Here is a 23,586-nt window from a genome sequence, read left to right on the forward strand (position 1 = left end):
GAGTCGCTGGCTTGAACGCACGGCGCTGCATGGGAAGGTCCGCTGGTGCTCACGACTGAATTCCGTAGTCCCTGAGCGTCGGGTAGAATATGACCCACTGCGTTATTGTGAGATTTATTGTGCCGTGGACTGTAGCCAGCTGGGTTATGCTCAGGTTGAATGGATAGGCCAAAATGCATAGCAGTATCGAGAATAGGAATGACGAGATAACGGCGTCGACGTGAACCGCAGCAAATGCCGCGCTAACCATGATGGTTCCCAATACGCGCCCGAAGTAGTGAGATACGCCATCAAAGAGCAGGTGTCTCACTACCTTCTCCTCGAAAAGAGGTCCGATAATGCAGGTCGAAATCAAGCCAAGAACATAGAAATTGATTGGAATTTCGCTAAAGGGGATGAATTTTGTATGTGGTATTGCAGGGATTCCAACGACGTAAACCCAAATCGCGCCTCCAGCGATCCCAATGGCCACCAAGGCAGCGCCAAGCCGGAAAGTCCACTCTCTCCTCGGCTCATTGGGAAGTAGCCAGACACAAACCGCGAAGGCGAGAAGTTCGACGATCGCTCTTGATCCAAAAACGTCGAAGTATTTCAGAACTCCAAGTGCCGCACCGGCGCCCACAGTTGCAATTGCAGCTACGAATATCTTGTTCTCCGCTATGGGGCGAGGCCTCCAGTGCGCGATTCTCCTGAGCAAGAACTTTCTCCCGAGGGCCCAGGCCCGGAATTGGGCCTGGGCCTTAGCTAACGCGCCTACATCATTCTGAATTGTGCCTCAGAGGTTCGGCCTCGTATTCACGCTGGCGCCCGATCAGGCATTCTGGATCATTGAGCCATGAGGTGATGGTAGATTAGACCAGCAGCGCCGATTCCACTGAAGGGCGCAACCCTTCCATACATATACGCGGTCTCCATGAAGCTGTGGAGAGTTCCGCTGACGTGGCTTCCTTCGCTCGAACCAATCTGAATGTTGATGCCCTTCGTACCGCCTGACACTTCTGCAAGTTCCAATTGACTAAGATCACGCATATAGCCTCCATTGCGATGCTGTCGGAGTAATGAGAGTTGCGAATTCGCCTCGAGACCAAGCGTGGCGGCATCGAGTTAACCAATAATCTCGATGCGCCGGAGCTTCGTCAGCGACGCGCTGTGGCCTTCGTGGTTCACATTGGTGCACCCAGCAGGCGCTTTCATTCAAGACTGTGACGGCCCTTCCGCACAATCCAACTGAGGCCACTTGAAATGTTATGACATAACAATATATGTTCACGGGCTGTCCGCAGCCGAGGCTGCCTCGGGCCACTGTGTTGCTTGATGCACCTGTGACTTCGCAGCGGGCCGACCAATGCCTCGTCTGGCCAGCTCCGACGGAAGCCAAACTCTTGCCCTGCTCCTGCCGCCTCAGGCTGGAGCGTGCTCGGGCTTTGCTTTCGCGCGCTTTCGCGGAGCACCTTCGGACAGGAGTGCCTTGAGAACCGGTAGGTTCAAGTTGAAGTCCAGCACTGCCAGCCCAGGGGTGTTCACGCCCGGGCCATGCAGATCTTCTTGGACGGTGAATTTGCGGCTATACGTGGCTTGGTGCTCGTCGTCAGCTCGCTCAACCACCTGGACCCGCAACTCGGACGGTATGCCTGCGCGTCCGAGAGGCTGAACTTCTGCTTTCGAAGTGAGTGGAAACCGCGCCTCATCGGCTTCCACGTCTTGCCGGGCCAACGCCATCCCAGCCGCGGCAGTCATGCGGATGTTTTGTTTCTTTTTGCCTCTCGCGCAATTCGCTTGGCTTCCGTAGCGGCCCGTTGCAAGTTCTCCCCAAATTGACCCGGCACATGCGACGGCAGGGTCACCGGCGGATTGAACATCGCCAACGTCTCCACCCGCAGAGGCAAGGTCTCTGGCTGAACTGCCGCTGGCACGGCCAACCCGCTGTTGTCCACGTAGACTTTTCGCAAGATCGATTTGGGCGGTTTGCCATGTCCGGTGATGCGGCCAATGGCCACGTCCCTGGCACTGACCTCCATGCCGGTGGCCAGCAGCGCTCGATCCGTGTGGGTAATGAAGTAATGCCTAAAGGCATGAAATCCCATGCCCTCTTCGGTGACACCTTGCCGCTTGATGTAGGTCGGAAACTGACGTGACAGCTGACGCCCAAAGCCCAGTCCTGTGCTGTTGGGAAGGTCCGGGAAAAGGCGATCTACGCCGCACCCTCGCACCTCATCTACGAAATGGAGGAAACCTGCATCCAACACCGGTTTCGCCAATGGAACGAACCGCAGTGAGCTCGTGTTCTTGACCTTGTTTCCGTCTCCCCGAGTTGTGACCAGGAAACCGGCAACACCATCCACATGCATCACATCTGCTGCGCGTAGCTGCGCCACTTCGTTCACGCGCGCGCCACTGTACAAACCCAATATCGGCCCCCAGAAGCGGTGCGGATACTTCGAGGCCCAGCGCAAGAAACCTGCTCCGAACACCGCCTTCAGTTCGTCATGCGTGAACGGACGACCCGTTTCCGGCTCCTCCACTCCCCGACGGTCCGACGGTGAGGCGATGCCCTCCATCGGGTCAAGCTGTAGAAGCCGCTGTTTGCGCAGGTGCGAAATGAACACCCTCAATCTGTCCCAATGCTTGCTGAGCGTCGCACTGGCCGGTGCCTTTTCGCCGTTGCGTTTGGAGAGCGCGAGAACCTCCTGGACACTGAGGTCGCGATACAGCTTGTGCTTGGTTGCGTTTCTGGGCCAATGCTCCACTGCGTCCATGAAGGCCTGCACGTGGTCAGCGTCCAGTGTGGCGACAGGAATGTCTCCAACAAGGCCCAACAGAATTCGCAGGCTGTGCCGACTTTCGATGATGGTCTTCGGCGCCAGCTTTCCCAAGCTGGCCAGATGCTTGTCGATGCAGGCGGAGAGCAGTGGTCCTGACGGGACCGTAGCCGACTTGGGCACCTGAGGCAGGTAGCCAGACACCGCAGCAGCCAGCGGATCCTTCTCCGCCACCTGCCCCATCAGCCGCTCCAGCATCTCCACGTCCTGGAGTGTTTCCAGCTGAGCCTCAGCAACATGTGTTCCGTTGCGCAGGGTCATGCCTTTGATGATCAGGTCCCTGCGCCCAGCAGCACGCGCCGCTTCCAGTGCTTTCTTCAGATCCACCGCGTCCCCCTGGCGTATCGCTTCGAATGCCTGAGAGAGTGCCACGCCCATGCAGGCGGCCACCAGCCGTGCCCTATCGCCGGCAGGCTCATGGAGAGGACGAACGAGGAAGCGCGAACCGATGGCGGCACGCAAATCGATGGGCACAAGAAAGCGGGCGTATAGCCCACTGGGACGAGAAAGAAGCAGCGGCTTGGGCAAAAACGATACCTCAAACGATACCTAAACAGGTCGTTTGAGCATTCGTTTTTCTGCCAGTTCACCCGTGCGCTATCAACAACTTAGGCGCAGATCGCGTGACAAATGGAGCGGGCGATGGGAATCGAACCCACGTCAGTAGCTTGGGAAGCTACAGCTCTACCATTGAGCTACGCCCGCAGTGCGCGGTGAAAGTCTATGCGGTTGGCCCGGTGTTGCGCAATGGCGGCCACCGCATCCGCGAGGGGTCAGAGCCCTTTCCTCGCGGAAAGGGATCCGACCCCGGCGGTTGCTGCTTAGAACGTGCCGCTGAAGTTGGCGAACAGGGTGGCGTCCTGCGCGCGCTTCTGGCCGGTCGACGCGCTCAGGCCGAAGTTGCTCTGCAGCCCGAACAGTTCGGTGCGGGCACCCAGCACGACGGTGGCGTAGTTCTTGTCGAACTTCAGGCCCGGCACGCGGTAGCTGCCCAGTTCCGGCAGGGTCTGCAGCCAGGCGCTGGCCTGCTTGGTGTCCTCGAACTCGTGGTCGTAGGTCACCTGCGCGTACGGCTTGAGGGTGCCGCCATCGAAGCGGGCCTGCCAGCCGATGCGGCCGACGGTCGAATCGACGTTCTGGCGGTCGTAGCCCAGTGCAGTGGCCAGCGTGCCGGCCGCGGCGCTTTCGGTGTAACCGTCGATCTTCACCTTCTGCCAGATCACCGAAGCGATCGGGCCGTGACGGAAGCCGCCTTCTGTGCCGAACTCGTAACCGGCGTTCAGGGCGGCGGTCAGGTTGCTGCCGTCCGGCGAACCACCATGCTCACGGGTGGCCGGGCCCAGCTGGACCTTGCGGTTCACGTCATAGGACAGCCAGGTGTAGCTGACCTGACCGTTCACCCAGATGCGGTCGCCGTACCAGCCAGCGAACAGACCGGCCGAGGTGTCCTTCTGGGTGAAGTCGCCGCGGTTGTTGCCGAAGTCGGCGCTGAGGCGACCGAAACCGGCGAAGCCGCCGAACACCATGCCGTCGCGTGCCCAGTCGATACCGAACAGGCCGGCCGGGGCCAGCCCGTCGTACAGGTCGGCGTGGTCGTAGCGCTGCAGGTCACCCCGCACGCCCCCCCACCAGGACAGGCCGTCAGCCGGACGGCCGCCCAGGTGCATGCTGACCTGGTCGGCGCGCGAGCGGCCGATGGTCTGCGCCGAGTGACTCAGCACCTGCTGCAGGCGCGGCGCTTCCAGCACCGACACGGCGTACTGGCCCAGCAGCTGATGGCCGGCGGTGGTCGGGTGCACGCCATCGGCGAACAGGTAGGTGTTGGCCGCATCCGGGCTGACGTAGCTGGTCGGGTTGCAGGTCAGGATGCTCTGCGTCGAGTTGGCCGGATCGATCTTGCAGGCGGTGCTGGTGACGTTGGTGAAACCGTACATGCCCGGGTTGGCGGTCACTTCACGCAGGATGCTGAAGGTATCGAGCGGAATGAACTCGATGCCCGCCTGCTTCAGGCCACCGTACAGGGCCTTGTTGTAGCCGGCCGACAGTGCGGTGGCGGCGGCGGCATTGGGGCCGCGGAACTGCGGGGTGATGCCCACATCCGGCAGGTTCGGTACCAGCACGTACTGGGCGCCGGCCTGCTTCAGCGCACCCACCAGCGCGATCTGGTCGGTGACCGCTGCGCCGATGATGCCCTGCACCTGGGCCTGCGACGCGCCACCTGCCGCCGCGCGGGTGGCCGCGAACAGATCATTGGCCCCTCCCCATACGGTGTACAGGGCGTTGCCGTCAGCCTTGCCACCGTTCGCGGCAAGGTAGCGGGTTGCTTGCGACTTCAGCGACGGAATCACGCCCAGGCCACCGGCCTCGTCCACCGACACGCGGGCACCGCCGACTGCATAGTTGTCACCGCTCTGGCCGTTGCCGTTGGCGGCGCCATTGAGGCCATAGTAGTTGGCGACCTGCTGCGACCACACCCAACCCGGGTTGGTGGTGAACTGGCCGGTCACCGGACGCACATCGGCCGGCAGCAGCGGGCGGAAATAGCCGGCATCGGTCAGGCTGTCGCCGAAGAACACGGCCTTGGAATACGGGGATTCGCCTGCCATGGCCGGAACCGCGGCCAGCGCGATCGCGGCCGCCATCAGGGAGCGGATCGGGCGTTTGCTGAGCAGCATGTAAGAAACTCCTGTGGGGATATCGTTGAGGACCCGGCGGACGTACGCCGGCGCACGGTGAATGGTTTCACTGCGCCGCGTTTTGCTCACGCTGCGCCGCCGCATGGATTGTCGCCCGGCAGCGTCGGACAACGCTGTGCCGGGGCTGGCGGCCGAGGCAATTTGCAAGGGTTCCGATCCGCGCAGGCCGTAGGCGACAATGCGGCGATGAACATCCAGCTCAACGGCGAACCCCGTACCCTGCCCGCCTCGGCGACCCTCCACGATCTGCTGCAGGCCGAGCAGTTGCTGCAACGCCGGGTCGCGGTCGAGGTCAACGGCGAGATCGTCAGCCGCAGCCGCCATGGCGAGCACGTCCTGGCCGAGGGCGACGTGGTGGAGATCGTGCACGCGCTGGGTGGGGGCTGAGGCTGCGCGGGTGTTCAGGGGTCAGATCCCTTTGCCGGTGGCAAAGGGATCTGACCCCACGCTCGACCCCGCCCTCTACGTGACCCCATCTTCAGGCGGATAAGCGATAATTGCGCCATGAACGTTCATGTCTCCCCCGATTCGCTGGTAATCGCCGGCAAGACCTATGGCTCGCGGCTGCTGACCGGCACCGGCAAGTTCAAGGACCTGGAAGAAACCCGCCTGGCGACCGAGGCCGCTGGTGCCCAGATCGTCACCGTGGCCATCCGCCGCACCAACATCGGGCAGAACCCGGGCGAGCCGAACCTGCTGGACGTGCTGCCGCCGGAGCGCTTCACCATCCTGCCCAACACCGCCGGCTGCTACACCGCCGAGGACGCGGTGCGTACGTGCCGCCTGGCCCGTGAGCTGCTGGACGGCCACAACCTGACCAAGCTGGAAGTGCTGGGTGACCAGAAGACCCTCTACCCGGACGTGATGCAGACCCTGAAGGCCGCCGAGCAGCTGGTCAAGGACGGTTTCGAGGTGATGGTCTATACCTCCGACGACCCGATCCTGGCCAAGCGCCTGGAAGAGATCGGCTGCGCTGCGGTGATGCCGCTGGCCGCGCCGATCGGTTCGGGCCTGGGCATCCAGAACAAGTACAACCTGCTGCAGATCATCGAAGACGCCAAGGTGCCGATCATCGTTGATGCCGGCGTGGGTACCGCGTCGGACGCGGCGATCGCGATGGAGCTGGGCTGCGACGGCGTGCTGATGAACACCGCCATTGCCGGTGCGCGCAGCCCGGTGCTGATGGCCAGCGCGATGCGCAAGGCGGTCGAGGCCGGCCGCGAGGCCTTCCTGGCCGGGCGCATCCCGCGCAAGCGCTACGCCAGCGCCTCCTCGCCGGTGGACGGGCTGATCGGCTGATGACCAATCCTTTTGACAGCGCCGGTTCCAAGGCCCCGCCCAAGCCCTTCACCGTGAGCGAGGGCCGCCGCGAGGTGCGCAGCTTCGTATTGCGCCAGGGTCGCTTCACCCCCGCCCAGCAGCGCGCGTTCGACGAACGCTGGCCGCGCTTCGGCATCGATTACAACGGCCAGCCGCGCGACCTGGACGCCACCTTCGGCCGCCCGGCACACAAGGTGCTGGAGATCGGCTTCGGCAACGGTGCCGCGCTGCGCTTCGCGGCCCAGCACGACCCATCGCGCGACTACATCGGCATCGAGGTGCACGCCCCGGGCGTGGGCCGGCTGCTGAACGCGCTGGCCGAGGACGATGCCGACCACGTGCGCCTGTACCACCACGACGCGGTGGAAGTGCTGCAGAACGAGATCGCTGACGGCGCACTCGATGAAGTGCGCATCTACTTCCCGGACCCGTGGCACAAGAAGCGCCACAACAAGCGCCGCCTGCTGCAGCCGGCATTCGCCGAACTGCTGGTGCGCAAGCTGCGCCCGGGGGGCCGCCTGCACTGCGCGACCGACTGGGAAGACTACGCCGAGCAGATGTGGGACGTGCTCGACGCAACCGCCGGGCTGGTCAACCGCGCCGGCCCGCGGGGCAGCGTGCCGCGCCCGGACTGGCGCCCGCAGACGCACTTCGAGACCCGCGGCCAGAAGCTGGGCCACGGCGTCTGGGACCTGTTGTACGACCGCACCTGACGATCGCCTGAGGACGCCGCGCCCCACATGGATACCGCGCTGACGCTGACCAACGACATGAAGCTCGTGCTCGGGCTGGTCGGCTTCACGATGGCGATGTTCCTGTTCGAGCGCATCCGCGCCGACGTGGTCGCGCTGGTGGTGCTGGTGGTGCTCGGTGTCACCGGGCTGATCGCGCCGGAGGAGATCTTCGGCGGTTTCTCGGGTAACGCGGTGATGAGCATCATCGCCACCACCATCCTCGGTGCGGGCCTGGACCGCACCGGGGCGCTGAACCGGCTGGCGGCCTGGCTGCTGCGGCGCGGCCACGGTGTCGAGCAACGGCTGCTGATGATGACCACCGCCATCGCCGGCCTGAACTCCTCCTTCATGCAGAACCCGTCGGTGATGGCGTTGTATCTGCCGGTTGCCTCACGACTGGCAGCGCGCACCGGGCTGACGATGCAGCGCCTGCTGCTGCCGATCTCGGCGGCGATCGTGATGGGCGGTGCACTGACCATGGTCGGCAATTCGCCGCTGATCCTGCTGAACGATCTGCTGGCCTCGGCCAACAACAACCTTCCCTCCGGCCTGGCCACCATCGAGCCGCTGCGCATGTTCGCGCCGCTGCCGATCGGTGTGGCGTTGCTGATCGCTTCGTTGCTGTACTTCCGCTACTACGGCGACCGCAAGCTGATCGAAGAGGAAAGCCTGGTCAATGACGGGGTCACCCCGGCGCGCACCGAGAGCTACTTCGCCAAGACCTATGGCATCGAAGGCGATGTGTTCGAGCTGGTGGTGACCGCCGAGAGCCCGCTGGTGGGCATGACCCTGGGCGAGGCCGAGACCCTGCACGATGCGCCACTGCTGCTGGCCCTGAAGACCGGCAACGACACCCGCCTGGCGCCGCCGGCGGAGATGCGCATCTGGGTCGGCAGCGTGCTCGGTGCGATGGGACCGCGCCAGCAGATCAGCGACTTCGCGCAGAACCAGTTCCTGCGCATGTCCTCGCGCCTGAAGCACCTGGGTGACCTGTTCAACCCCAGCCGCGCCGGCATTTCCGAGGCAGTGGTGCCACCGACCTCGAACGTGATCGGCAAGAGTGCGGCCGATCTGCGCCTGCGCAAGGAGCGCGGCATCAGCCTGCTGGCGATCAACCGCGACAAGCAGGTGATCCGCGAGGACGTGCGCGACGTGCAGCTGCGCGCCGGCGACATGCTGGTGTTCCACAGCATCTGGACCGACCTGGCGCAGGCCGCGCGCAGCCGCGACTTCGTGGTGGTGACCGACTATCCGACCGGCGAGCAGCGCCCGCACAAGTTCAAGATTGCGATGGCGATCTTCGCGCTGACCATCCTGATCGCGCTGACCAGCAAGCTGCCGGTGGCGCTGACGCTGATGACCGGCGTGGCCGGCATGCTGCTGACCGGCGTGCTGCGTATGGACGAGGCGTATGCCTCGATCAACTGGAAGACGGTGTTCATGATGGCCGGGCTGATTCCGCTCGGCTGGGCGATGGACTCCAGCGGTGCGGCCGCGTGGGTGGCCGGCCATACCATCGACAAGCTGCCGACCGGCATTCCGGTGTGGGTGCTGGAGGTGGCGCTGGCGCTGCTGACCACGGCGTTCTCGCTGGTGATCAGCCATGTGGGTGCGACCATCGTGATGGTGCCGATCGCGGTGAACCTGGCACTGGCAGCGGGGGGCAACCCGACCGCGTTCGCGCTGATCGTGGCGCTGTCGGCGTCCAACAACCTGATGACGGCCTCCAACCCGGTGATCTCGATGATCACTGGCCCGGCCAACTACACCCCGCGCGAGATGTGGCGGGTCGGCGGCCCGCTGTCGCTGATCTATACCTGCGTGGTGGTGCTGATGATCAACCTGATGTTCTGAGGGTTGGGTTTGTTGACAGGGCTGCACCCGCCGAAGCCGAAGCAACAGCAACAGCGTGCATTCCGTGGGATGGCGGGGTGGGTCCGGTTGCGGGGGACGCTGCAAGTACGTCCCTGTAAGCTCGGTCGCCGCATCCATGCGGCTCACGCCCCCGCAACCGGACCCACCCCGCCTTCGACAGTTTCACGCGGCTGGTGGTGGGTGCCGACCGTTGGTCGGCACGGATCTCGCTCTGTTAGCTGTCGACCTTGGTCGACACGGCTTTTATAGAGTCGAGCCGTGCTCGACTGCTTCTGGCCTCAAGCCAGATAGACCTGCCCATCGCGGATATCGACCGGCACCGTACGCAGGCGGTCACCCTTGCACGGGCCGGCGATGCAGTCGCCGCTGTCCAGCGTGAACGAGGCGCCATGCGCGGCGCATACCAGGTGGCCCTCACGGCTCTTCAGGAACTGGCCTGGGGCCCAGTCCAGGCGGCGGCCAGCGTGCGGGCAGATGTTCAGGAACGCGCGCACCTGCGCGCCGTCGCGGTACAGCACCAGCGATTCGGCATCGCCATCGACCACCGCTTCGACCTCGGCAAACGCGCCATCGGCAATGGCATCAAGGGCGATCAGGGCAGCAGCGATAGTCATGGCGAAGGCTCGGACGGTAAACCGGAATTGTCGCATGCCTGCTCAGGTGACTGGCTGCGACATGAACACAAGTCATTGATCCGTAATAAGCACAGGCTATATTTAACGAGTTTTTCACTCAATGACAGTGGCGCGTCCCGATACTCTGTTTTCGCTGATCCCAGCCTATCGAGCCGCCATGTTCAATCGCGCATCCGCCTTCAACCAGTTCCGCACCCTGTTCGCGCCGCGTAAGCCGCGTCATCCGCTGGTGCGCGTCGCCGTGGGCCTGCTTGGCCTGGCGATCCTGGCGGCGATGGTGTTCATCGGTGTGTTCGTTGGCGCGGCGATGATCCTGGTCGGCCTGGCGTGGAAGCTGCTGGCTTCGCGCAAGCCGGGCGTTGCACGTCCGGTTGACCCGACCGTGGTTGAAGGCGAGTACCGCGTGGTGCGCAAGCCGGTGTTGCCGGCCTCGCGCTGATCCAGGCCTTCCGCGCCCGCTGACGGCGGGCGCCATGCGTTCTAGACTGCGGGCACGCCCTTCCTGGATGCCCGCATGTCCGATGTCTCCGATGTGATCCCTGCCGTAGCCCTGCCGCGTGTACCGGTAGCCGGTGGCGGCAGCTTCCCCGTGCACCGCATCTACTGCGTCGGCCGCAATTTCGCCGACCACGCCCGCGAAATGGGCGCGGCGGTGCCGGCGGCCGATGACCGCGGCCGCCCGATGTTCTTCAGCAAGCCGGCCGACGCCATCGTGGTCGGCCACGACGATGCCATCCCCTATCCGCCAGCAACCGCCAACCTGCACCACGAAGTGGAACTGGTGGTGGCGATCGGCCGCGATGCGCCCGCAGGCGAGCTGGCCGTGGCCGACGCCGATGCGCTGGTCTATGGCTACGCCGTCGGCCTGGACCTGACCCGCCGCGACCTGCAGGCCGCGGCCAAGGACAAGGGCCACCCGTGGGACGCGGCCAAGGGCTTCGACGCCTCCGCGCCGATCAGCGAAATCGTCCACGCCGAGGAAGTCGGCGACCTCGCCGCGCTGAACCTGTCGCTGGAGGTCAACGGCGAAGTGCGCCAGCAGGCACTGCTCGACCAGATGATCTGGAACGTACCGGAGATCCTGCATGAGCTGTCCAAGCTGTGGCAGCTGCGTGCCGGCGACCTGGTGTTCATGGGCACCCCGTCCGGGGTGGCTGCGTTGAAGCCCGGCGACCGCTTCAGTGCCCGCCTTGAAAACGTGGCCGAGCGCCACGGCGTGATCGCCGGCTGACATCACCTGCGCTACCCTGCGCGCTGTCCACTTCCCCACCGGAGAAAAACAACAATGGGAATGCTCACCGAGTTCAAGGAATTCGCCATGCGCGGCAACGTCATCGACCTCGCCGTCGGCGTGGTGATCGGCGCGGCCTTCGGCAAGATCGTGACGGCGCTGGTCGAGAAGATCATCATGCCGCCGCTGGGCTACCTGATCGGGCGCGTGGATTTCTCCAGCCTGGCCTGGACGTTGTCGCCAGCCCGGCTCGGACCGGATGGCAAGGAGATCCCGGCGGTGGTGGTTGGCTACGGCGACTTCATCAACACCGTCATCCAGTTCGTGATCGTGGCTTTCGCGATCTTCATCGTGGTCAAGGCGATCAACCGGCTGTCGCGGAAGAAGGAAGCTGCCCCGGCGGCGCCGGCCGAAGAAGTGGTGCTGCTGCGCGAGATCCGCGACAGCCTGAAGAAATGAGGTATCGGGCGCCTATGGGCGCCCCTCCCACCTGTAGAGCCGAGCCCACGCTCGGCTGATCTGCAAAAGGCAGCCGAGCATTGGCTCGGCTCTACAGAAGCAGGCGAAAGCCCCGTCCTGGCGGGGCTTTCGCTTTGCCGGTCATGGCGGAAAACAGCGTTCGCGCCAGCCATGACCTCCCGCCCATGCGCCGGGCTGAACGACTGTTAAGCTCCAAGGCTTAGGTCCCTTCCCGGAGTTGTCCATGCGTCGCCGCGTCCTTGCCATCGCATCCTCCCTCGCCCTGCTGGCCGCCCCGGCCTTCGCGGCGCCGCACACCACTACCCTGCCCCCGGCGTCGCTGGCCACCGCCGCACAGCTGCGCGACCAGGCGCTGGCCGATGACACCGGCTGGAAGGTGGTCGAGTCGCTCACCACCGAGATCGGTCCGCGCATCGCCGGCAGCGAAGCCGACGCCCGCGCCGTGGCCTGGGCCGAAGCCAAGTTCAAGGCCCTCGGTTTCGACAAGGTGTGGAAGGAGCCGGTGACATTCCCGAAGTGGGAGCGGCGCAGTGAACACGCCGCCGTGACCGGCAGGAACCCGCAGCCGCTGCAGATCACTGCGCTGGGCGGCAGCCCAGGCGGCACCGTGGAAGCCGAGGTGGTGCGCTTCGCCGACCTGGCCGCGCTGCAGGCCGCACCGGCGGGTTCGCTGAAGGGCAAGATCGCCTTCGTCGATTACCAGATGCTGCCGTTCCGCGATGGCCGCGATTACGGCCGCGGCGGTGCGATCCGCAGCAAGGGGCCGTCCGAAGCGATCCGCAAGGGCGCGGTCGGTTTCCTCATGCGCTCGGCCGGTACCGACTCGCACCGCGTGCCGCACACCGGCATCACCCGTTTCGATGAGGGCCTGACCCCAGTGCCGTCGGCCGCGCTGTCGGTGCCCGATGCCGACCAGCTGGCCCGCCTGCTGGCGCGTGGCAGCACCACGGTGAAGATGGCATTGGATTGCGGTTGGGATGGCACCGCCACCTCCTACAACGTGATCGGCGAGATCACCGGCCGCAGCCTGCCGAAGGAAGTGGTGGTGATCGGCGGTCACCTGGATTCGTGGGACCTGGGCACTGGCGCGGTGGATGACGGCGCGGGCGTGGGCATCACCATGGCCGCCGGCCACCTGATCGGCCAGCTCAAGCAGGCACCGAAGCGCACCATCCGCGTGATCGCCTTCGCCAATGAGGAACAGGGGCTGTATGGCGGCAAGGCCTATGCCGAAGCGCACGCGAAGGACGTGGCCCTGCACCAGCTGGCCGCCGAGAGCGATTTCGGCGCAGGCCGCATCTACGCCTTCAATACCGGTTCGCCGAATCCGGACGGCTCGCGTGAAGCGACGAAGCAGATTGCCGAAGTGATGAAGCCGCTGGGCATCGAGTACCAGGCCGACAAGGGTGGCCCGGGCCCGGACGTCGGCCCACTGGCCGCCAAGGGCGGTGCGTGGGCGTGGCTGGCGCAGGATGGCTCGGACTACTTCCACCTGCACCACACCGCCGACGACACGCTGGACAAGATCGACCCGAAGGCACTGGCGCAGAACGTAGCCGCGTACACCGTGTTCGCCTACCTGGCGGCGGAAGCGGATGGCAGCTTCGGCAGCGAGGCCAAGGCGACCACGCCGCCGAACGAATGATGCTGTAGCGTCGGGCCATGCCCGGCGAGCGCAGCGGGAAAAGTGGTGCGAACCGCGGTTCGCACCCACCGGGCAATGGCGTGGATCAGAGCCCTCGCCCTTGGCGAGGGCTCTGACCCCGATCCTGTCAGCCTTCCCACACGCTGGTGTTGCGCACGCCCAGCAGTTTCGGGTTGAACAGCGGATCCTTGCCGGCCTGGCGATGCTGCTCGTAGTCACGCAGCGCCGCCAAGGCCGGTTTCTGCAGCAGCAGGATGGCGATGATGTTCAACCAGCTCATCAGGCCGACGCCGATGTCACCCAGCGACCAGGCCACCGTTGCACTGTTCACCGCCGAGTACCCGGTCGCTGCCAGGAACAGCAGCTGGAAGCTGCCCATCACCCACGGCGTCGGCCGATCGCGGCACAGATAACTGACGTTGGTCTCGGCCATGTAGTACAGCGCGAGGATGGTGGTGAACGCGAACGGCAGGATCGCCAGCGCTACGAACGAACGGCCGAAGCCCGGGAGCGCGGATTCCACCGCATGCTGCACGAAGCGTGGCCCGGCCTCGACACCCGGCAGATTGCCCAGTAACAGGCGCGCCTCATCCGGAATGCCGTTCACCGCGGGGTCGTAGACGTTGTACAGGCCGGTGGACAGGATCAGGAAGGCGGTCGCACTGCACACCACCATCGTGTCGATGTAGACCGAGAACGACTGCACCAGGCCCTGCTTGACCGGATGCGAGACTTCCGCGGCGGCGGCCGGATGCGCACCACTGCCCATGCCGGCCTCGTTGGACAGCACGCCGCGACGCACGCCCCACTGGATAGCGGTACCGATCATCGCGCCGAACGCTGCGTCCACGCCGAATGCACTGCGCAGCACCAGCATGATCACCTCCGGCACCTTTTCCGCGTTGAGCACCATCACCAGCGCCGCAACCAGCAGGTAGGCCACGGCCATCAGCGGCACCACCCATTCGGCCACGCGCGCAATGCGCCGCACACCGCCGATGAGGATGGCACCCAGCACCACCAGCAGAACCGCGGTGGTGGTCATCACCGGGACGTCCCAGGCTTCGTTCACCGCGCTGGTGATCGCATTGGACTGGGTGCCAGCCAGCATCGCGCCCGCCAGCACCGTCACCAGTGCGAACAGCACTGCATACCAGCGTTGGCCGAGGCCTTTTTCGATGTAATACGCCGGGCCGCCCCGGTACTGCCCCTTGCCGTCGCGATCCTTGTAGATCTGCGCGAGCGTGGATTCGATGAAGGCACTGGATGCGCCAAGGAAGGCGACGATCCACATCCAGAAGATCGCGCCGGGGCCGCCGAAGGCGATGGCCATGGCGACGCCGGCGATGTTGCCGACGCCCACGCGGCTTGACAGCGAAATGGACAACGCCTGGAACGGCGACACGCCGGCATCGGAGCGCTCATGGCGGAACATCAGGCGCAGCATGTCCGGCAACGCACGCAACTGGATGAAGCGCGTGCGCACGCTGAAGTACAGGCCGGTGAGCAGGCACAGCACCACCAGGTAGGGACTCCAGACGACGCCAAGGATCGTGTTGACGATGGATTCGATGTTCATCGGCGGCCCCTCAGAAGAACATGCCCAAGGCAATCTGGGGGCTGACGATATGGCTGGTGTTGCGGCCCGCCACGCTGAACTCCACGCCGGCGATCAGGCCCAGCGTCGGGCTGAAGTGGTACTCCACGGCCGGCGCCAGGGTGACGCTGCGGCTGGCCGGGCGATGCTCTTCGATCCGTTCGATCGCACCGCTGCTGTTGCGTGCGAAGCCGCTGAGGCGCTGGCCTGTCTCGCGGCTGGCGGCCACCTCCATCACGCCCACCCAACGCGAATTGAAGCTGTACTCGGCGCCGACCGACAGGCCCAGCACCGACCCGCGGGAGATATGTCCCTGGAAGCTGTCATCGGTGCCGTAGACGCTGGTGCCGGATATGGCGGTGCGCGACGGTGCCGGCCCGGCACTGAGCTGGGCACGCCAGCGCACGGGGCGGTCATTGCCCAACCACACGACCTGCTGCACGCCCAGCGCTGCAGTGGTGCGCTGAACGCCGTCGCCCTGCGCATCGAGCGGATTGCCGGCGATGCGATCGTGGCTGCCGGTGCTGAAACGCTGCACCAGCGCGACCGAGATGGCCGGACGGGTGCCATCGGCATTCGGCGCCTGCAGCAGGTACTGCAGCCGCGCGGTGGTGTCACCGGCACGGAAGCCGCTGCTGCGCGCACCGCCGGACTCCGAGCGCGATGCACTGAGATTGACCTGGCCCATCACCCGGTCGCTGAAGCCATAGATGATCGGCACCACCGTGGCCCATGCACCGCTACGTTGCCCACTGCGGCGGCGATGGCCGCCATCGTCGTAATGATCGCGACTGTCGATCCGCACCAGATAGGGTTCGATGTACCAGTTGCCCTGCGGCAGGCCGGCCGGATTGGGGGTGATCAGCGGGCCGGTGAAGTTGACACCGTCAAGACTGCGTTCGTCAGCCGCTGCGTGGGCACTGGCAAGGACGTTGGCCAGCACCAGCAATGCGACGAGGGTACGGCGAGGATGATGCATGACAGCCACTCCTGGACAGCATGGGATGGAATTCCACCCTGCGTCGCCAGAAGCGGCTGACCAATAAGGAAACTTTCAAAACATCATGCGTGCTTGACGCAATTGCCGGCCCCGGAAGGGGTCAGAGCCCTCGCCTGCGGCAAGGGATCCGACCCCGAACATGGCGAGCCGCTGGGGTCGGATCAGCCGCGACGGCTGGCCCATTGCGCCAGCAGTACCGCCGTGGCCGAGGCTACGTTCAGGCTCTCCACCGCGCCGCTGCCGGGAATCGAGACCTGCAGGTCGCACGCCCCCGCCAGGCTGCGGTCCATGCCCTCGCCTTCGGCACCCATCACATACACCAGGCGGGCCGGCAGCGAGCTGCGGAACACGTCATCACCGCCCTCGACCAGGGTCGCGGCCAGGCCGAAACCGGCTGCGCGCAATTGCGCCATTGCCTGATCGGTCTCCGGCAGCTGCACCAGCGGCACCGCTTCGGCACCGCCTTCGGCAACGCGCGCGGCGGCGCCGGACAGGGCCAGCGTGCTGCCGGCCGGCAACAGCAGCGCCTTGGCACCGAAGTGCGCGGCCGAGCGCAGGATCGCGCCGAGGTTGTGCGGGTTGCCCACGCCATCGAGCCACAGTGCCAGCGCCGGGGCCTCGCCGACCTGCTCCAGCCACTGCGCCAGCGGCAGTGCAGGTGCACGCAGCACATCAGCCACCACCCCTTCGTGATGGGTGGTGCCGGCGAGCTTGTTCAGATCGCCATCCTCGACCACGCGGTAGCCCACGCGGTTGGCAACGCACCACTTCAACAGCGGCTGCAGGCGCGGGATGCGTGCTTCCAGCAGGTACAGCTTGCGCAGCGCCTGCGGCCGCGCTTCGAACGCAGCCAGCACGGCATTCAGGCCGTACAGACGCAGCTCATCGCTGCCACCGCGCCCACCACCGCCCGTGGCCGGCACCTCCGGGCGCGGCAACGGCGTTGCGCGCGGCGGACGGGCGGACGGGCGGCGGTTGTTCCAAGGGTTGTTCACTTACACACTCTCCTGCTTGCGCTGGCGCCAGAAATCGGCGTTCTTGATGCCCAGGGCATCAGGGTCGAACACCGGATCCAGGCCCAGCTTCTTCTGTCGTTCGTAGTCACGCAGGGCCAGCATCGCCGGCTTCTGGATGATGAGGATGGCGATGATGTTCAGCCAGGCCATCAGGCCGACGCCGATGTCGCCCAGCGCCCAGGCCAGGGTGGCATTGTGGAACGCGCCGAACACCACCATGCCGATGATGCCCAGGCGCAGCAGCAGCACGGTCAGCGGCCGCTTCCTGTTGTGGTTCACATAGCTGAGGTTGGTCTCGGCCATGTAGTAGTACGCCATGATGGTGGTGAAGGCGAAGAAGAAGATGGCCACCGATACGAACGCCGAACCCCAGCCCGGCAGCACCGCTTCCACGCCGGCCTGGGCGTAACCGGCGCCTTCCGGAATGCCGGCCAGGCCCTGGAAGATCGGCGCGGCGCCCTCCACCGGCGAGTACACGTTGTAGGTACCGCTGGCCAGGATCAGGAACGCGGTGGCGGTGCACACCATCATGGTGTCGAAGTAGATCGCGAAGGCCTGCACATAGCCCTGCTTGGCCGGATGCGAGACTTCCGAGGCGGCCGCCGCGTGCGGGCCCGAGCCCTGGCCGGCTTCGTTGGCGTAGATGCCGCGCTTGATGCCCCACTCCACGGCCAGGCCCATCATCGCGCCGAACGCGGCATGCGTGCCGAAGGCGCTCTTGAAGATGATGCCGAACATTTCCGGCACGCGGTCGTAGTTGATGATCATGATGATGATGGCCATCAGGATGAAACCGGCAGCCATGAACGGCACCACCACCTCGGCGAAGTTGGCGATGCGCTTGACGCCACCGAAGATCACCACGCCCAGCAGCAGCGCCACCACGATGCCGATCCCCAGCTTCAGCGCCTGCACCGATTCCATGCCGAAGGCCTGGCCATCGAGCGGACCGCACAGCGCGGTGCCACGGCAGGCGTTGATGATGCTGTCGGCGATGGCGTTGGCCTGCACGCCCGGCATCAGGAAGCCTGCGGCGATGATCGTGGCGATGGCGAAGGCCAGCGCATACCACTTCAGGCCCATGGCCTTTTCGATGTAGTACGCCGGGCCACCGCGGTAGCGGCCTTCGGCGTCCTTGGTCTTGTAGATCTGCGCCAGGGTGCATTCCACGTACGAGGTGGACGCGCCGAGGAAGCCCATCACCCACATCCAGAAGATCGCACCGGGACCGCCGAATGCGATGGCGGTGGCCACACCGGCGATGTTGCCGATGCCCATGCGGCCGGCCATCGACATGGCCAGCGCCTGGAACGAGGACACACCGGCGTCGGATTTCTCACCCTTGACGGTGAGGCGGCACATCTCGAGGAACCCCCGGATCTGCATGAAGCGCGTGCGCAGGCTGAAGAACAGGCCGGCGCCCAGGCACACGAAGATCAGTGCCTTGCTCCAGATGATGCTGTTGATGAAGTGTACGGTTGCTTCCACGCGCGCTCTCTCCAGTCGGCGGGTTGTAAGGACGTCCCGTCGGCTGGAGGGGACCGGTCGATTCTCCCTGATCGAAGGCCGCTGCGGTAGCGCCATTGGTCGCGCCGGGCCATGACCGGAGAGCGGAGAAGGGGTCAGATCCCTTTTCCACTGGAAAAGGGATCTGACCCCGGGCCGTTCAGGGCAGCTGCGTGCGCACCCGGGCGAAACGGCGCAGGTCGTGCAACACGCCGCGCTTGTAGACCGCACAGCGCTCCACGCCCTCTTCCTGGAAGCCGTTCTTCTCCAGCACCCGGGCCGAGCCGAGGTTGAAGTCGACCACGGTGGCCTGCAGCCTGAACAGGCGCAGCTCATCCATCACCCACGGGGCGAACAGGCCGACCACGCGGGTCATCAGGCCGTGCCCCCAATAGGCCCGGCCCAGCCAGTAACCCAGTTCGGCGGTATGCCCACGCTCGGCCAGCCCCTGTTGGGCACCGACGCTGCCACAGGCCTGGCCGTCGATCTCGATGGCCAGGTTCAGGGTGCTGGGGGCTAGTACGCGGCCCGCGAGGAAGGCCTCGCCATCCTCGCGCGTGTACGGATACGGGAAGCGGTCGCGCAGGCCGCGCGACACCTCGGCGTCGTTGGCGTGGCGCAGCAGGGATTCCAGGTCGCCGGGCTGCCACGGGCGCAGAGTGAAGCCTTCGCCCTGCAGTGGTGGGGTCAGAGCCCTTTCCCCTTGGGAAAGGGATCCGACCCCGTCGACAGGCCGGTCAGGCATGACCACCCACCGACGGCGATTCCGCTTCCTGCTTCTCCAGCTCGCGCTTCACCGCTTCCGGCGAACGGGTGTACGGCGCCAGCCGCGCGTAGAACGCCGGCACCACGAACAGCGACAGGAAGGTCGAGAGGGTCACACCGAAGATGATCACGATGCCGATCGTGCCACGGCTGGCCGAACCAGGACCACCGGCGACCACCAGCGGGATCGCGCCGACCACGGTGGCGATCGAGGTCATCAGGATCGGGCGCAGGCGCACCATCGCCGACTCGATGATCGCCTCGCGCACGCTGCGCCCATCGTCGCGCAGCTGGTTGGCGAATTCGACGATGAGGATGCCGTTCTTCGCGGCAAGGCCGACCAGCATCACGATGCCGATCTGGCTGAACAGGTTCACGGTACCGCCACTCACCCACAACCCGACCAGCGCGCCGAGTACGCCCAGCGGCACGGTCAGCATGATGGTGAGCGGATGGATGAAGCTCTCGAACTGCGCCGCCAGCACCAGGTACACCACCAGCAGCGCCATCGCGAAGGTCAGCAGCACCGCGCCGCCGGCGCTCTGGTACTCGCGCGATTCGCCCTTCCAGTTCACCTGCGCGTACTGCGGCAGCTCTTCCTGGGCTACGTTCTGTGCCCAGGCAATGGCTTCGCCCAGCGGATAACCGGGCGCCAGGCCGGCACTGATGGTGATCGAGCGCAGTCGGTTGAAGCGGTTCAGGGTGCCGGCCTCGGCCACTTCACTCAGCGTGACCAGGTTGGACAGCGGCACCAGCTCGCCGGAGTTGGCGCGCACGCGGATCGCGGCCAGGTCGGCCGGGCTGGCACGACCATCGCGACCGGCCTGCACCAGCACGTCGTACTCCTCGCCGTTGTCGACGAAGGTGGTGACGCGACGCGAGCCCATCATGGTTTCCAGCGCCGAACCGATCGCGGTGACCGGCACGCCGAGATCGGCCGCACGCTGGCGGTCAATGTTCACCCGCATCTGCGGCCGGGTTTCCTTGTAATCGGAATCGGGGCCGACCAGGCCGGGATTGTCGGCCATGCGCAGCAGGATGCGGTCGCGCCACTGCGCGATCTCGGCATATTCCGGGCCGCCCAGCACGATCTGGAACGGTTGGCCGCCGCTGCGCACCAGGCCACCACCCACCTGCGTGCGTACGCGCACGCCGCGGATGGTATCCAGTTCCTTCTGCAGTTCGTTGGCGACTTCGGGCGTACCCTCGCTGCGCTGGCGCCACGGCTGCAGGAAGATGCTGACGCGGCCGGTATGCATTTCCTCGCTGGCGCCCCAGCCGCCCGGCACGCGGGGGTTGGCACGCACGATCGGCTTGTCCGGGCCGACATGCGGTGCCAGCAGCGCTTCCACCTGCTGCACCTGCTGCACGGTGTAGTCGTAGCCGGCGCCTTCCGGGCCGTCGATCATGATCTGGAACGAACCACGGTCTTCGGCTGGCGCCAGTTCCGACGGCAGCAGCTTGAGCAGGCCCCAGCTGGCGGCCAGCGCAGCCACCATCACCAGCAGGTAGATCCAGGTGCGGTCGACATGGTGATCGAGAACCCGCCCATAGGCACCCGCAAGGCGTTCCAGGTTGCGGTTGATGAAGCCGTGCAGGCCTCGCGGGGCCTGCCCGGTATGCGGCTTGAGCAGCTTGGAAGCCATCATCGGCGTCAGTGTGAGCGCAACGAACGCGGACAACGCCACGGCAGCGGCCAGCGCCACGGCCAGTTCGCGGAACAGTCGCCCGGTGTTGCCCTCCAGGAAGCCGACCGGCAGGAACACCGCCACCAGCACGGCAGTGGTGGCGATCACCGCGAAGGCGACCTGCGCGGTGCCGCGCTTGGAGGCCACCAGCGGTGGTTCGCCCAGGTCGATGCGGCGCTGCACGTTTTCCACCACCACGATCGCATCGTCCACCACCAGGCCGATGCACAGCACCAGCGCCAGCAGGGTCAGCAGGTTGATCGAGAAGTCGAACGCATACAGCGCGATGAACGCCGCCACCAGGCAGACCGGCACCGTCACCGCCGGAATCAACGCGGCGCGGAAGCTGCCGAGGAACAGCCAGATCACCGCCAGCACCAGGATCATCGCTTCCACCAGGGTGGCGTAGACGCGGTCCACTGCAGCTTCGATGAAGGTGGTGTTGTCGAAGGCGACGAAGATCTGCGTGCCCTTGGGCAGGGTCAGCGCCACCCGCTCGGCCTCAGCGCGCGCAGTGCGTGCCACGTCCAGCGAGTTGGCGGTGGAGGTCTTGACGATGCCCAGGCCGATGCCGGGCTCGCCGTTGCTGCGGTAGTACGCGCGGCGTTCGGCCGAGGCCAGCTCGATCTTCGCCACGTCGCCCATGCGCACCACGTAGCCGTCGCGGCCCTTGCCCAGCGGGATGGTCGCGAAATCCTCGGGCTTGATGTAGTTGCGTTCCACGCGCAGGGTGAAATCGCGGTCGGTCGACTCGATGCGGCCGGCCGGCAGCTCCACGTTCTCGTTGCGCAGTGCGGTTTCCACGTCGCCGGTGGTCAGCCCGCGCGCGGCCAGCTGGTCACGGTCCAGCCAGATCCGCATCGCATAGCGCTGGCGGCCGCCGATGCGGACCTGGGCCACGCCATCGAGGCTGGAGAAACGATCGACCACGTAGCGGTCGGCGTAGTCGCTCAACTCCAGCGTGTCCATGGTCGAGGACACCATGTTGAACCAGATGATCGGGTCGGCATCGCTCTCGACCTTGGCAATCTCTGGTGGCCGCGCCTCTTCCGGCATGCGGTCGGCGACGCGGCTGACCGCATCGCGCACGTCGTTGGCCGCCGCTTCGATATCACGGTTGGAGGTGAACTCGATGCTGACCTGCGAGCGGCCGTTGGTGCTACGCGCGTTGATCGTATCGATGCCTTCGATGCCAGCCAGCGCATCTTCCAGCACCTGGGTGATGCGGCTTTCGATGACCGCCGCCGACGCGCCGGTGTAGTCCACCGACACCGAAACGATCGGAGGGTCGATGGCGGGCAGTTCGCGCAGGGTCAGGCGGGTGAAGGACATCACGCCCAGCACCAGCAGCAACAGGCTCATCACCACGGCGAACACCGGCCGCTGGATGGAGATGTCGGACAGCTTCATCCGCCGTGGCCCTCGGTCGCGATCGGCGCCGGCGCGTCAGCCGGTTTGGCGCCAGAGGCCGGTGCGGCGTCCTTCGCAGCGACCTTCAGGCCCGGGCGCAGCTTGCCGGTGCCATCGACCACGATGCGCTGGCCTGCTTCCAGGCCCTGCCGGATCTCGACCACGCCGGCACGGCGCGCGCCGGTTACCACGTCCACCCGCTCGACGCTGTCGTCGGCCTTGATGCGGTACACGAAGGTATCGCGGCCGACCTGTACCACGGCGATTTCCGGGACCACCAGCGCCGGGCGCTCGGGGCGGAACAGGCGCACGTCCAGCAGCATGCCCGGGCGCAATGCGTGGTCGCCATTGGCGAAATCGGCGCGCACGGTCACCGCACGGGTGGCCGGATCGATGCGCGCATCGATGGTGCTGACCACGCCCTCGAAGGTGCGACCCGGCCAGGCCACGCTGGTGGCACTGACCTTGTCACCAACGCCCAGCGCAGCCAGCTCCACTTCCGGCACCTGGAAATCGACATGCATGTGCTCGATGTCGTCGAGCGTGGCGATGACCGTGGTCGGGGTCAGCAGCGATCCCGGACTGACCTGGCGGATGCCAAGCACACCGGCAAAGGGCGCACGCACACGGCGGTCGCCAATGTCTGCCTGCATCTGCATCACGCGCGCCTCGGCGGCGTCGCGGATCGACTTCTGCGTATCCAGCGTGGCGCTGGACACCAGCCGCTGGGCGGCCAGTTCGCGCTGGCGCTTGTACAGCTGATCGGCTTCATGGAAAGTGGCCTGCGCCTGCACCAGTGCGGCTTCCTGGGCCTGCCCGCGCAGCGTCACGATCGGCGCACCGGCAGCAATGTGCTGGCCGCTCTCGAAGTGCACTTTCTCGACGATCTCGCTCACTTTGGCAGTGACGCTGATCGACTCGCGCGCCTTGGCCGTGCCCAGTGCCTGCAGGGTGTCGTTCCACTGCGTGGGCTGCACGACCTGCGCGGTGACCGGCACCGCTTCGCCCTGCCGACGTGCGGCGGCCTCCTGTTTGCCTGCGCACCCGGCCAGCACGGCCAGGCTGAGGCCGAGGGCCAGGGTCGAAGCGATACGAGCCAACATGAACGGTCCTGATTGATCCACGGCCGCCGAGTGTAGGCAAGTGCCCATAAAAGCGGTATGTGCCAA

Annotated in this window: 19 protein-coding genes and 1 tRNA gene; 8 read left to right on the forward strand and 12 right to left on the reverse strand. The window is 65.7% G+C overall.

Translation table 11 applies throughout. The annotated features are described in order from the left end of the window. Positions 1–49 precede the first annotated feature (49 nt). From ACS0OT_RS15800 to ACS0OT_RS15815, 4 genes are all read right to left on the reverse strand, one after another. The gene (locus ACS0OT_RS15800; protein ID WP_231109041.1) at positions 50–697 is read right to left on the reverse strand and encodes a CPBP family glutamic-type intramembrane protease; all 648 of its coding nucleotides are present in this window, start codon (positions 695–697) and stop codon (positions 50–52) included. A 1,036-nt stretch (positions 698–1,733) separates the two neighbouring features. Beyond that, the gene (locus tag ACS0OT_RS15805; protein ID WP_239499550.1) at positions 1,734–3,347 is read right to left on the reverse strand and encodes a site-specific integrase; all 1,614 of its coding nucleotides are present in this window, start codon (positions 3,345–3,347) and stop codon (positions 1,734–1,736) included. Positions 3,348–3,450: 103 nt separating this feature from the next. After that, positions 3,451–3,524: transfer RNA gene (locus ACS0OT_RS15810), tRNA-Gly, on the reverse strand. A gap of 116 nt (positions 3,525–3,640) precedes the next feature. After that, positions 3,641–5,494: an autotransporter outer membrane beta-barrel domain-containing protein gene (locus tag ACS0OT_RS15815; RefSeq protein WP_111128028.1), complete on the reverse strand. Its 1,854-nt coding sequence runs from the start codon at positions 5,492–5,494 to the stop codon at positions 3,641–3,643. 207 nt (positions 5,495–5,701) lie between these two features. On the opposite strand from ACS0OT_RS15815, the gene thiS reads away from it, so the two are divergent. From thiS to ACS0OT_RS15835, 4 genes are all read left to right on the forward strand, one after another. After that, positions 5,702–5,902, forward strand: a complete 201-nt coding sequence (gene thiS, locus ACS0OT_RS15820; RefSeq protein WP_005418796.1) for a sulfur carrier protein ThiS — start codon at positions 5,702–5,704, stop codon at positions 5,900–5,902. A 117-nt stretch (positions 5,903–6,019) separates the two neighbouring features. Continuing rightward, a complete protein-coding gene (locus ACS0OT_RS15825) occupies positions 6,020–6,814 on the forward strand; it encodes a thiazole synthase (protein ID WP_005418798.1) in 795 nt (264 codons plus the stop codon). Beyond that, entirely contained in the window at positions 6,814–7,548 is a 735-nt protein-coding gene (gene trmB / locus ACS0OT_RS15830) for a tRNA (guanosine(46)-N7)-methyltransferase TrmB (RefSeq protein ID WP_005418800.1), read from the forward strand. The genes ACS0OT_RS15825 and trmB overlap by 1 nt, the downstream gene beginning before the upstream one ends. Positions 7,549–7,575: 27 nt before the next feature. After that, positions 7,576–9,423, forward strand: coding sequence for an SLC13 family permease (locus tag ACS0OT_RS15835; protein WP_005418803.1), 1,848 nt, complete (start codon positions 7,576–7,578; stop codon positions 9,421–9,423). A gap of 299 nt (positions 9,424–9,722) precedes the next feature. Here ACS0OT_RS15835 and ACS0OT_RS15840 read toward each other — a convergent pair whose 3' ends face one another. Continuing rightward, a complete protein-coding gene (locus ACS0OT_RS15840) occupies positions 9,723–10,058 on the reverse strand; it encodes a Rieske (2Fe-2S) protein (RefSeq protein ID WP_164093143.1) in 336 nt (111 codons plus the stop codon). A 178-nt stretch (positions 10,059–10,236) separates the two neighbouring features. Between ACS0OT_RS15840 and ACS0OT_RS15845 the strand changes: the two genes are divergently transcribed. The 4 genes from ACS0OT_RS15845 to ACS0OT_RS15860 all read left to right on the forward strand — a co-directional run bounded on the left by ACS0OT_RS15845 (position 10,237) and on the right by ACS0OT_RS15860 (position 13,435). After that, positions 10,237–10,518 carry a hypothetical protein gene (locus ACS0OT_RS15845; RefSeq protein ID WP_005410817.1) on the forward strand — a complete coding sequence of 94 codons (282 nt, stop codon included), beginning with the start codon at positions 10,237–10,239 and terminating at the stop codon, positions 10,516–10,518. Positions 10,519–10,593: 75 nt separating this feature from the next. Next, positions 10,594–11,310, forward strand: coding sequence for a fumarylacetoacetate hydrolase family protein (locus ACS0OT_RS15850; RefSeq protein WP_019660190.1), 717 nt, complete (start codon positions 10,594–10,596; stop codon positions 11,308–11,310). A 54-nt stretch (positions 11,311–11,364) separates the two neighbouring features. Further along, positions 11,365–11,769 carry a large-conductance mechanosensitive channel protein MscL gene (gene mscL, locus ACS0OT_RS15855; protein WP_005418809.1) on the forward strand — a complete coding sequence of 135 codons (405 nt, stop codon included), beginning with the start codon at positions 11,365–11,367 and terminating at the stop codon, positions 11,767–11,769. 244 nt (positions 11,770–12,013) lie between these two features. Beyond that, positions 12,014–13,435 (forward strand): M28 family peptidase, encoded by a 1,422-nt coding sequence (locus ACS0OT_RS15860; protein ID WP_065179503.1) that lies wholly within the window; start codon positions 12,014–12,016, stop codon positions 13,433–13,435. Between the two features lie 127 nt (positions 13,436–13,562). Here the strand turns inward: ACS0OT_RS15860 and ACS0OT_RS15865 are convergent, their stop codons facing one another. The 7 genes from ACS0OT_RS15865 to ACS0OT_RS15895 form a co-directional block, all read right to left on the reverse strand. Further along, positions 13,563–15,014: an alanine/glycine:cation symporter family protein gene (locus tag ACS0OT_RS15865; RefSeq protein ID WP_065179504.1), complete on the reverse strand. Its 1,452-nt coding sequence runs from the start codon at positions 15,012–15,014 to the stop codon at positions 13,563–13,565. Positions 15,015–15,024: 10 nt separating this feature from the next. Continuing rightward, positions 15,025–16,011: a hypothetical protein gene (locus ACS0OT_RS15870; RefSeq protein ID WP_065179505.1), complete on the reverse strand. Its 987-nt coding sequence runs from the start codon at positions 16,009–16,011 to the stop codon at positions 15,025–15,027. 182 nt (positions 16,012–16,193) lie between these two features. Continuing rightward, a complete protein-coding gene (locus ACS0OT_RS15875) occupies positions 16,194–17,027 on the reverse strand; it encodes a TrmH family RNA methyltransferase (protein ID WP_005418814.1) in 834 nt (277 codons plus the stop codon). Then, complete coding sequence (locus ACS0OT_RS15880) at positions 17,028–18,536, reverse strand: alanine/glycine:cation symporter family protein (protein WP_005418815.1); 1,509 nt, start codon at positions 18,534–18,536, stop codon at positions 17,028–17,030. Between the two features lie 178 nt (positions 18,537–18,714). Continuing rightward, positions 18,715–19,299: a GNAT family N-acetyltransferase gene (locus ACS0OT_RS15885; RefSeq protein WP_065179506.1), complete on the reverse strand. Its 585-nt coding sequence runs from the start codon at positions 19,297–19,299 to the stop codon at positions 18,715–18,717. Then, positions 19,292–22,417, reverse strand: a complete 3,126-nt coding sequence (locus tag ACS0OT_RS15890; protein WP_005418827.1) for an efflux RND transporter permease subunit — start codon at positions 22,415–22,417, stop codon at positions 19,292–19,294. The genes ACS0OT_RS15885 and ACS0OT_RS15890 overlap by 8 nt, the downstream gene beginning before the upstream one ends. After that, positions 22,414–23,520 (reverse strand): efflux RND transporter periplasmic adaptor subunit, encoded by a 1,107-nt coding sequence (locus ACS0OT_RS15895; RefSeq protein ID WP_139727569.1) that lies wholly within the window; start codon positions 23,518–23,520, stop codon positions 22,414–22,416. The genes ACS0OT_RS15890 and ACS0OT_RS15895 overlap by 4 nt, the downstream gene beginning before the upstream one ends. Positions 23,521–23,586: the final 66 nt, after the last annotated feature.

The sequence above is a fragment of the Stenotrophomonas maltophilia group sp. RY12688 genome, from assembly GCF_052149045.1.
GTDB lineage: Bacteria > Pseudomonadota > Gammaproteobacteria > Xanthomonadales > Xanthomonadaceae > Stenotrophomonas > Stenotrophomonas sepilia.

Excerpts from the sequence above, each read along its gene's own strand:
- ACS0OT_RS15825 (WP_005418798.1), top strand. The coding sequence starts at position 6,020 with ATGAACGTTCATGTCTCCCCCGATTCGCTGGTAATCGCCGGCAAGACC.
- ACS0OT_RS15890 (WP_005418827.1), bottom strand. The coding sequence starts at position 22,417 with ATGAAGCTGTCCGACATCTCCATCCAGCGGCCGGTGTTCGCCGTGGTG.
- ACS0OT_RS15835 (WP_005418803.1), top strand. The coding sequence starts at position 7,576 with ATGGATACCGCGCTGACGCTGACCAACGACATGAAGCTCGTGCTCGGG.
- ACS0OT_RS15885 (WP_065179506.1), bottom strand. The coding sequence starts at position 19,299 with ATGCCTGACCGGCCTGTCGACGGGGTCGGATCCCTTTCCCAAGGGGAA.
- ACS0OT_RS15865 (WP_065179504.1), bottom strand. The coding sequence starts at position 15,014 with ATGAACATCGAATCCATCGTCAACACGATCCTTGGCGTCGTCTGGAGT.
- ACS0OT_RS15895 (WP_139727569.1), bottom strand. The coding sequence starts at position 23,520 with ATGTTGGCTCGTATCGCTTCGACCCTGGCCCTCGGCCTCAGCCTGGCC.
- ACS0OT_RS15845 (WP_005410817.1), top strand. The coding sequence starts at position 10,237 with ATGTTCAATCGCGCATCCGCCTTCAACCAGTTCCGCACCCTGTTCGCG.
- ACS0OT_RS15870 (WP_065179505.1), bottom strand. The coding sequence starts at position 16,011 with ATGCATCATCCTCGCCGTACCCTCGTCGCATTGCTGGTGCTGGCCAAC.
- mscL (WP_005418809.1), top strand. The coding sequence starts at position 11,365 with ATGGGAATGCTCACCGAGTTCAAGGAATTCGCCATGCGCGGCAACGTC.
- ACS0OT_RS15850 (WP_019660190.1), top strand. The coding sequence starts at position 10,594 with ATGTCCGATGTCTCCGATGTGATCCCTGCCGTAGCCCTGCCGCGTGTA.
- ACS0OT_RS15840 (WP_164093143.1), bottom strand. The coding sequence starts at position 10,058 with ATGACTATCGCTGCTGCCCTGATCGCCCTTGATGCCATTGCCGATGGC.
- ACS0OT_RS15860 (WP_065179503.1), top strand. The coding sequence starts at position 12,014 with ATGCGTCGCCGCGTCCTTGCCATCGCATCCTCCCTCGCCCTGCTGGCC.
- ACS0OT_RS15815 (WP_111128028.1), bottom strand. The coding sequence starts at position 5,494 with ATGCTGCTCAGCAAACGCCCGATCCGCTCCCTGATGGCGGCCGCGATC.
- thiS (WP_005418796.1), top strand. The coding sequence starts at position 5,702 with ATGAACATCCAGCTCAACGGCGAACCCCGTACCCTGCCCGCCTCGGCG.
- trmB (WP_005418800.1), top strand. The coding sequence starts at position 6,814 with ATGACCAATCCTTTTGACAGCGCCGGTTCCAAGGCCCCGCCCAAGCCC.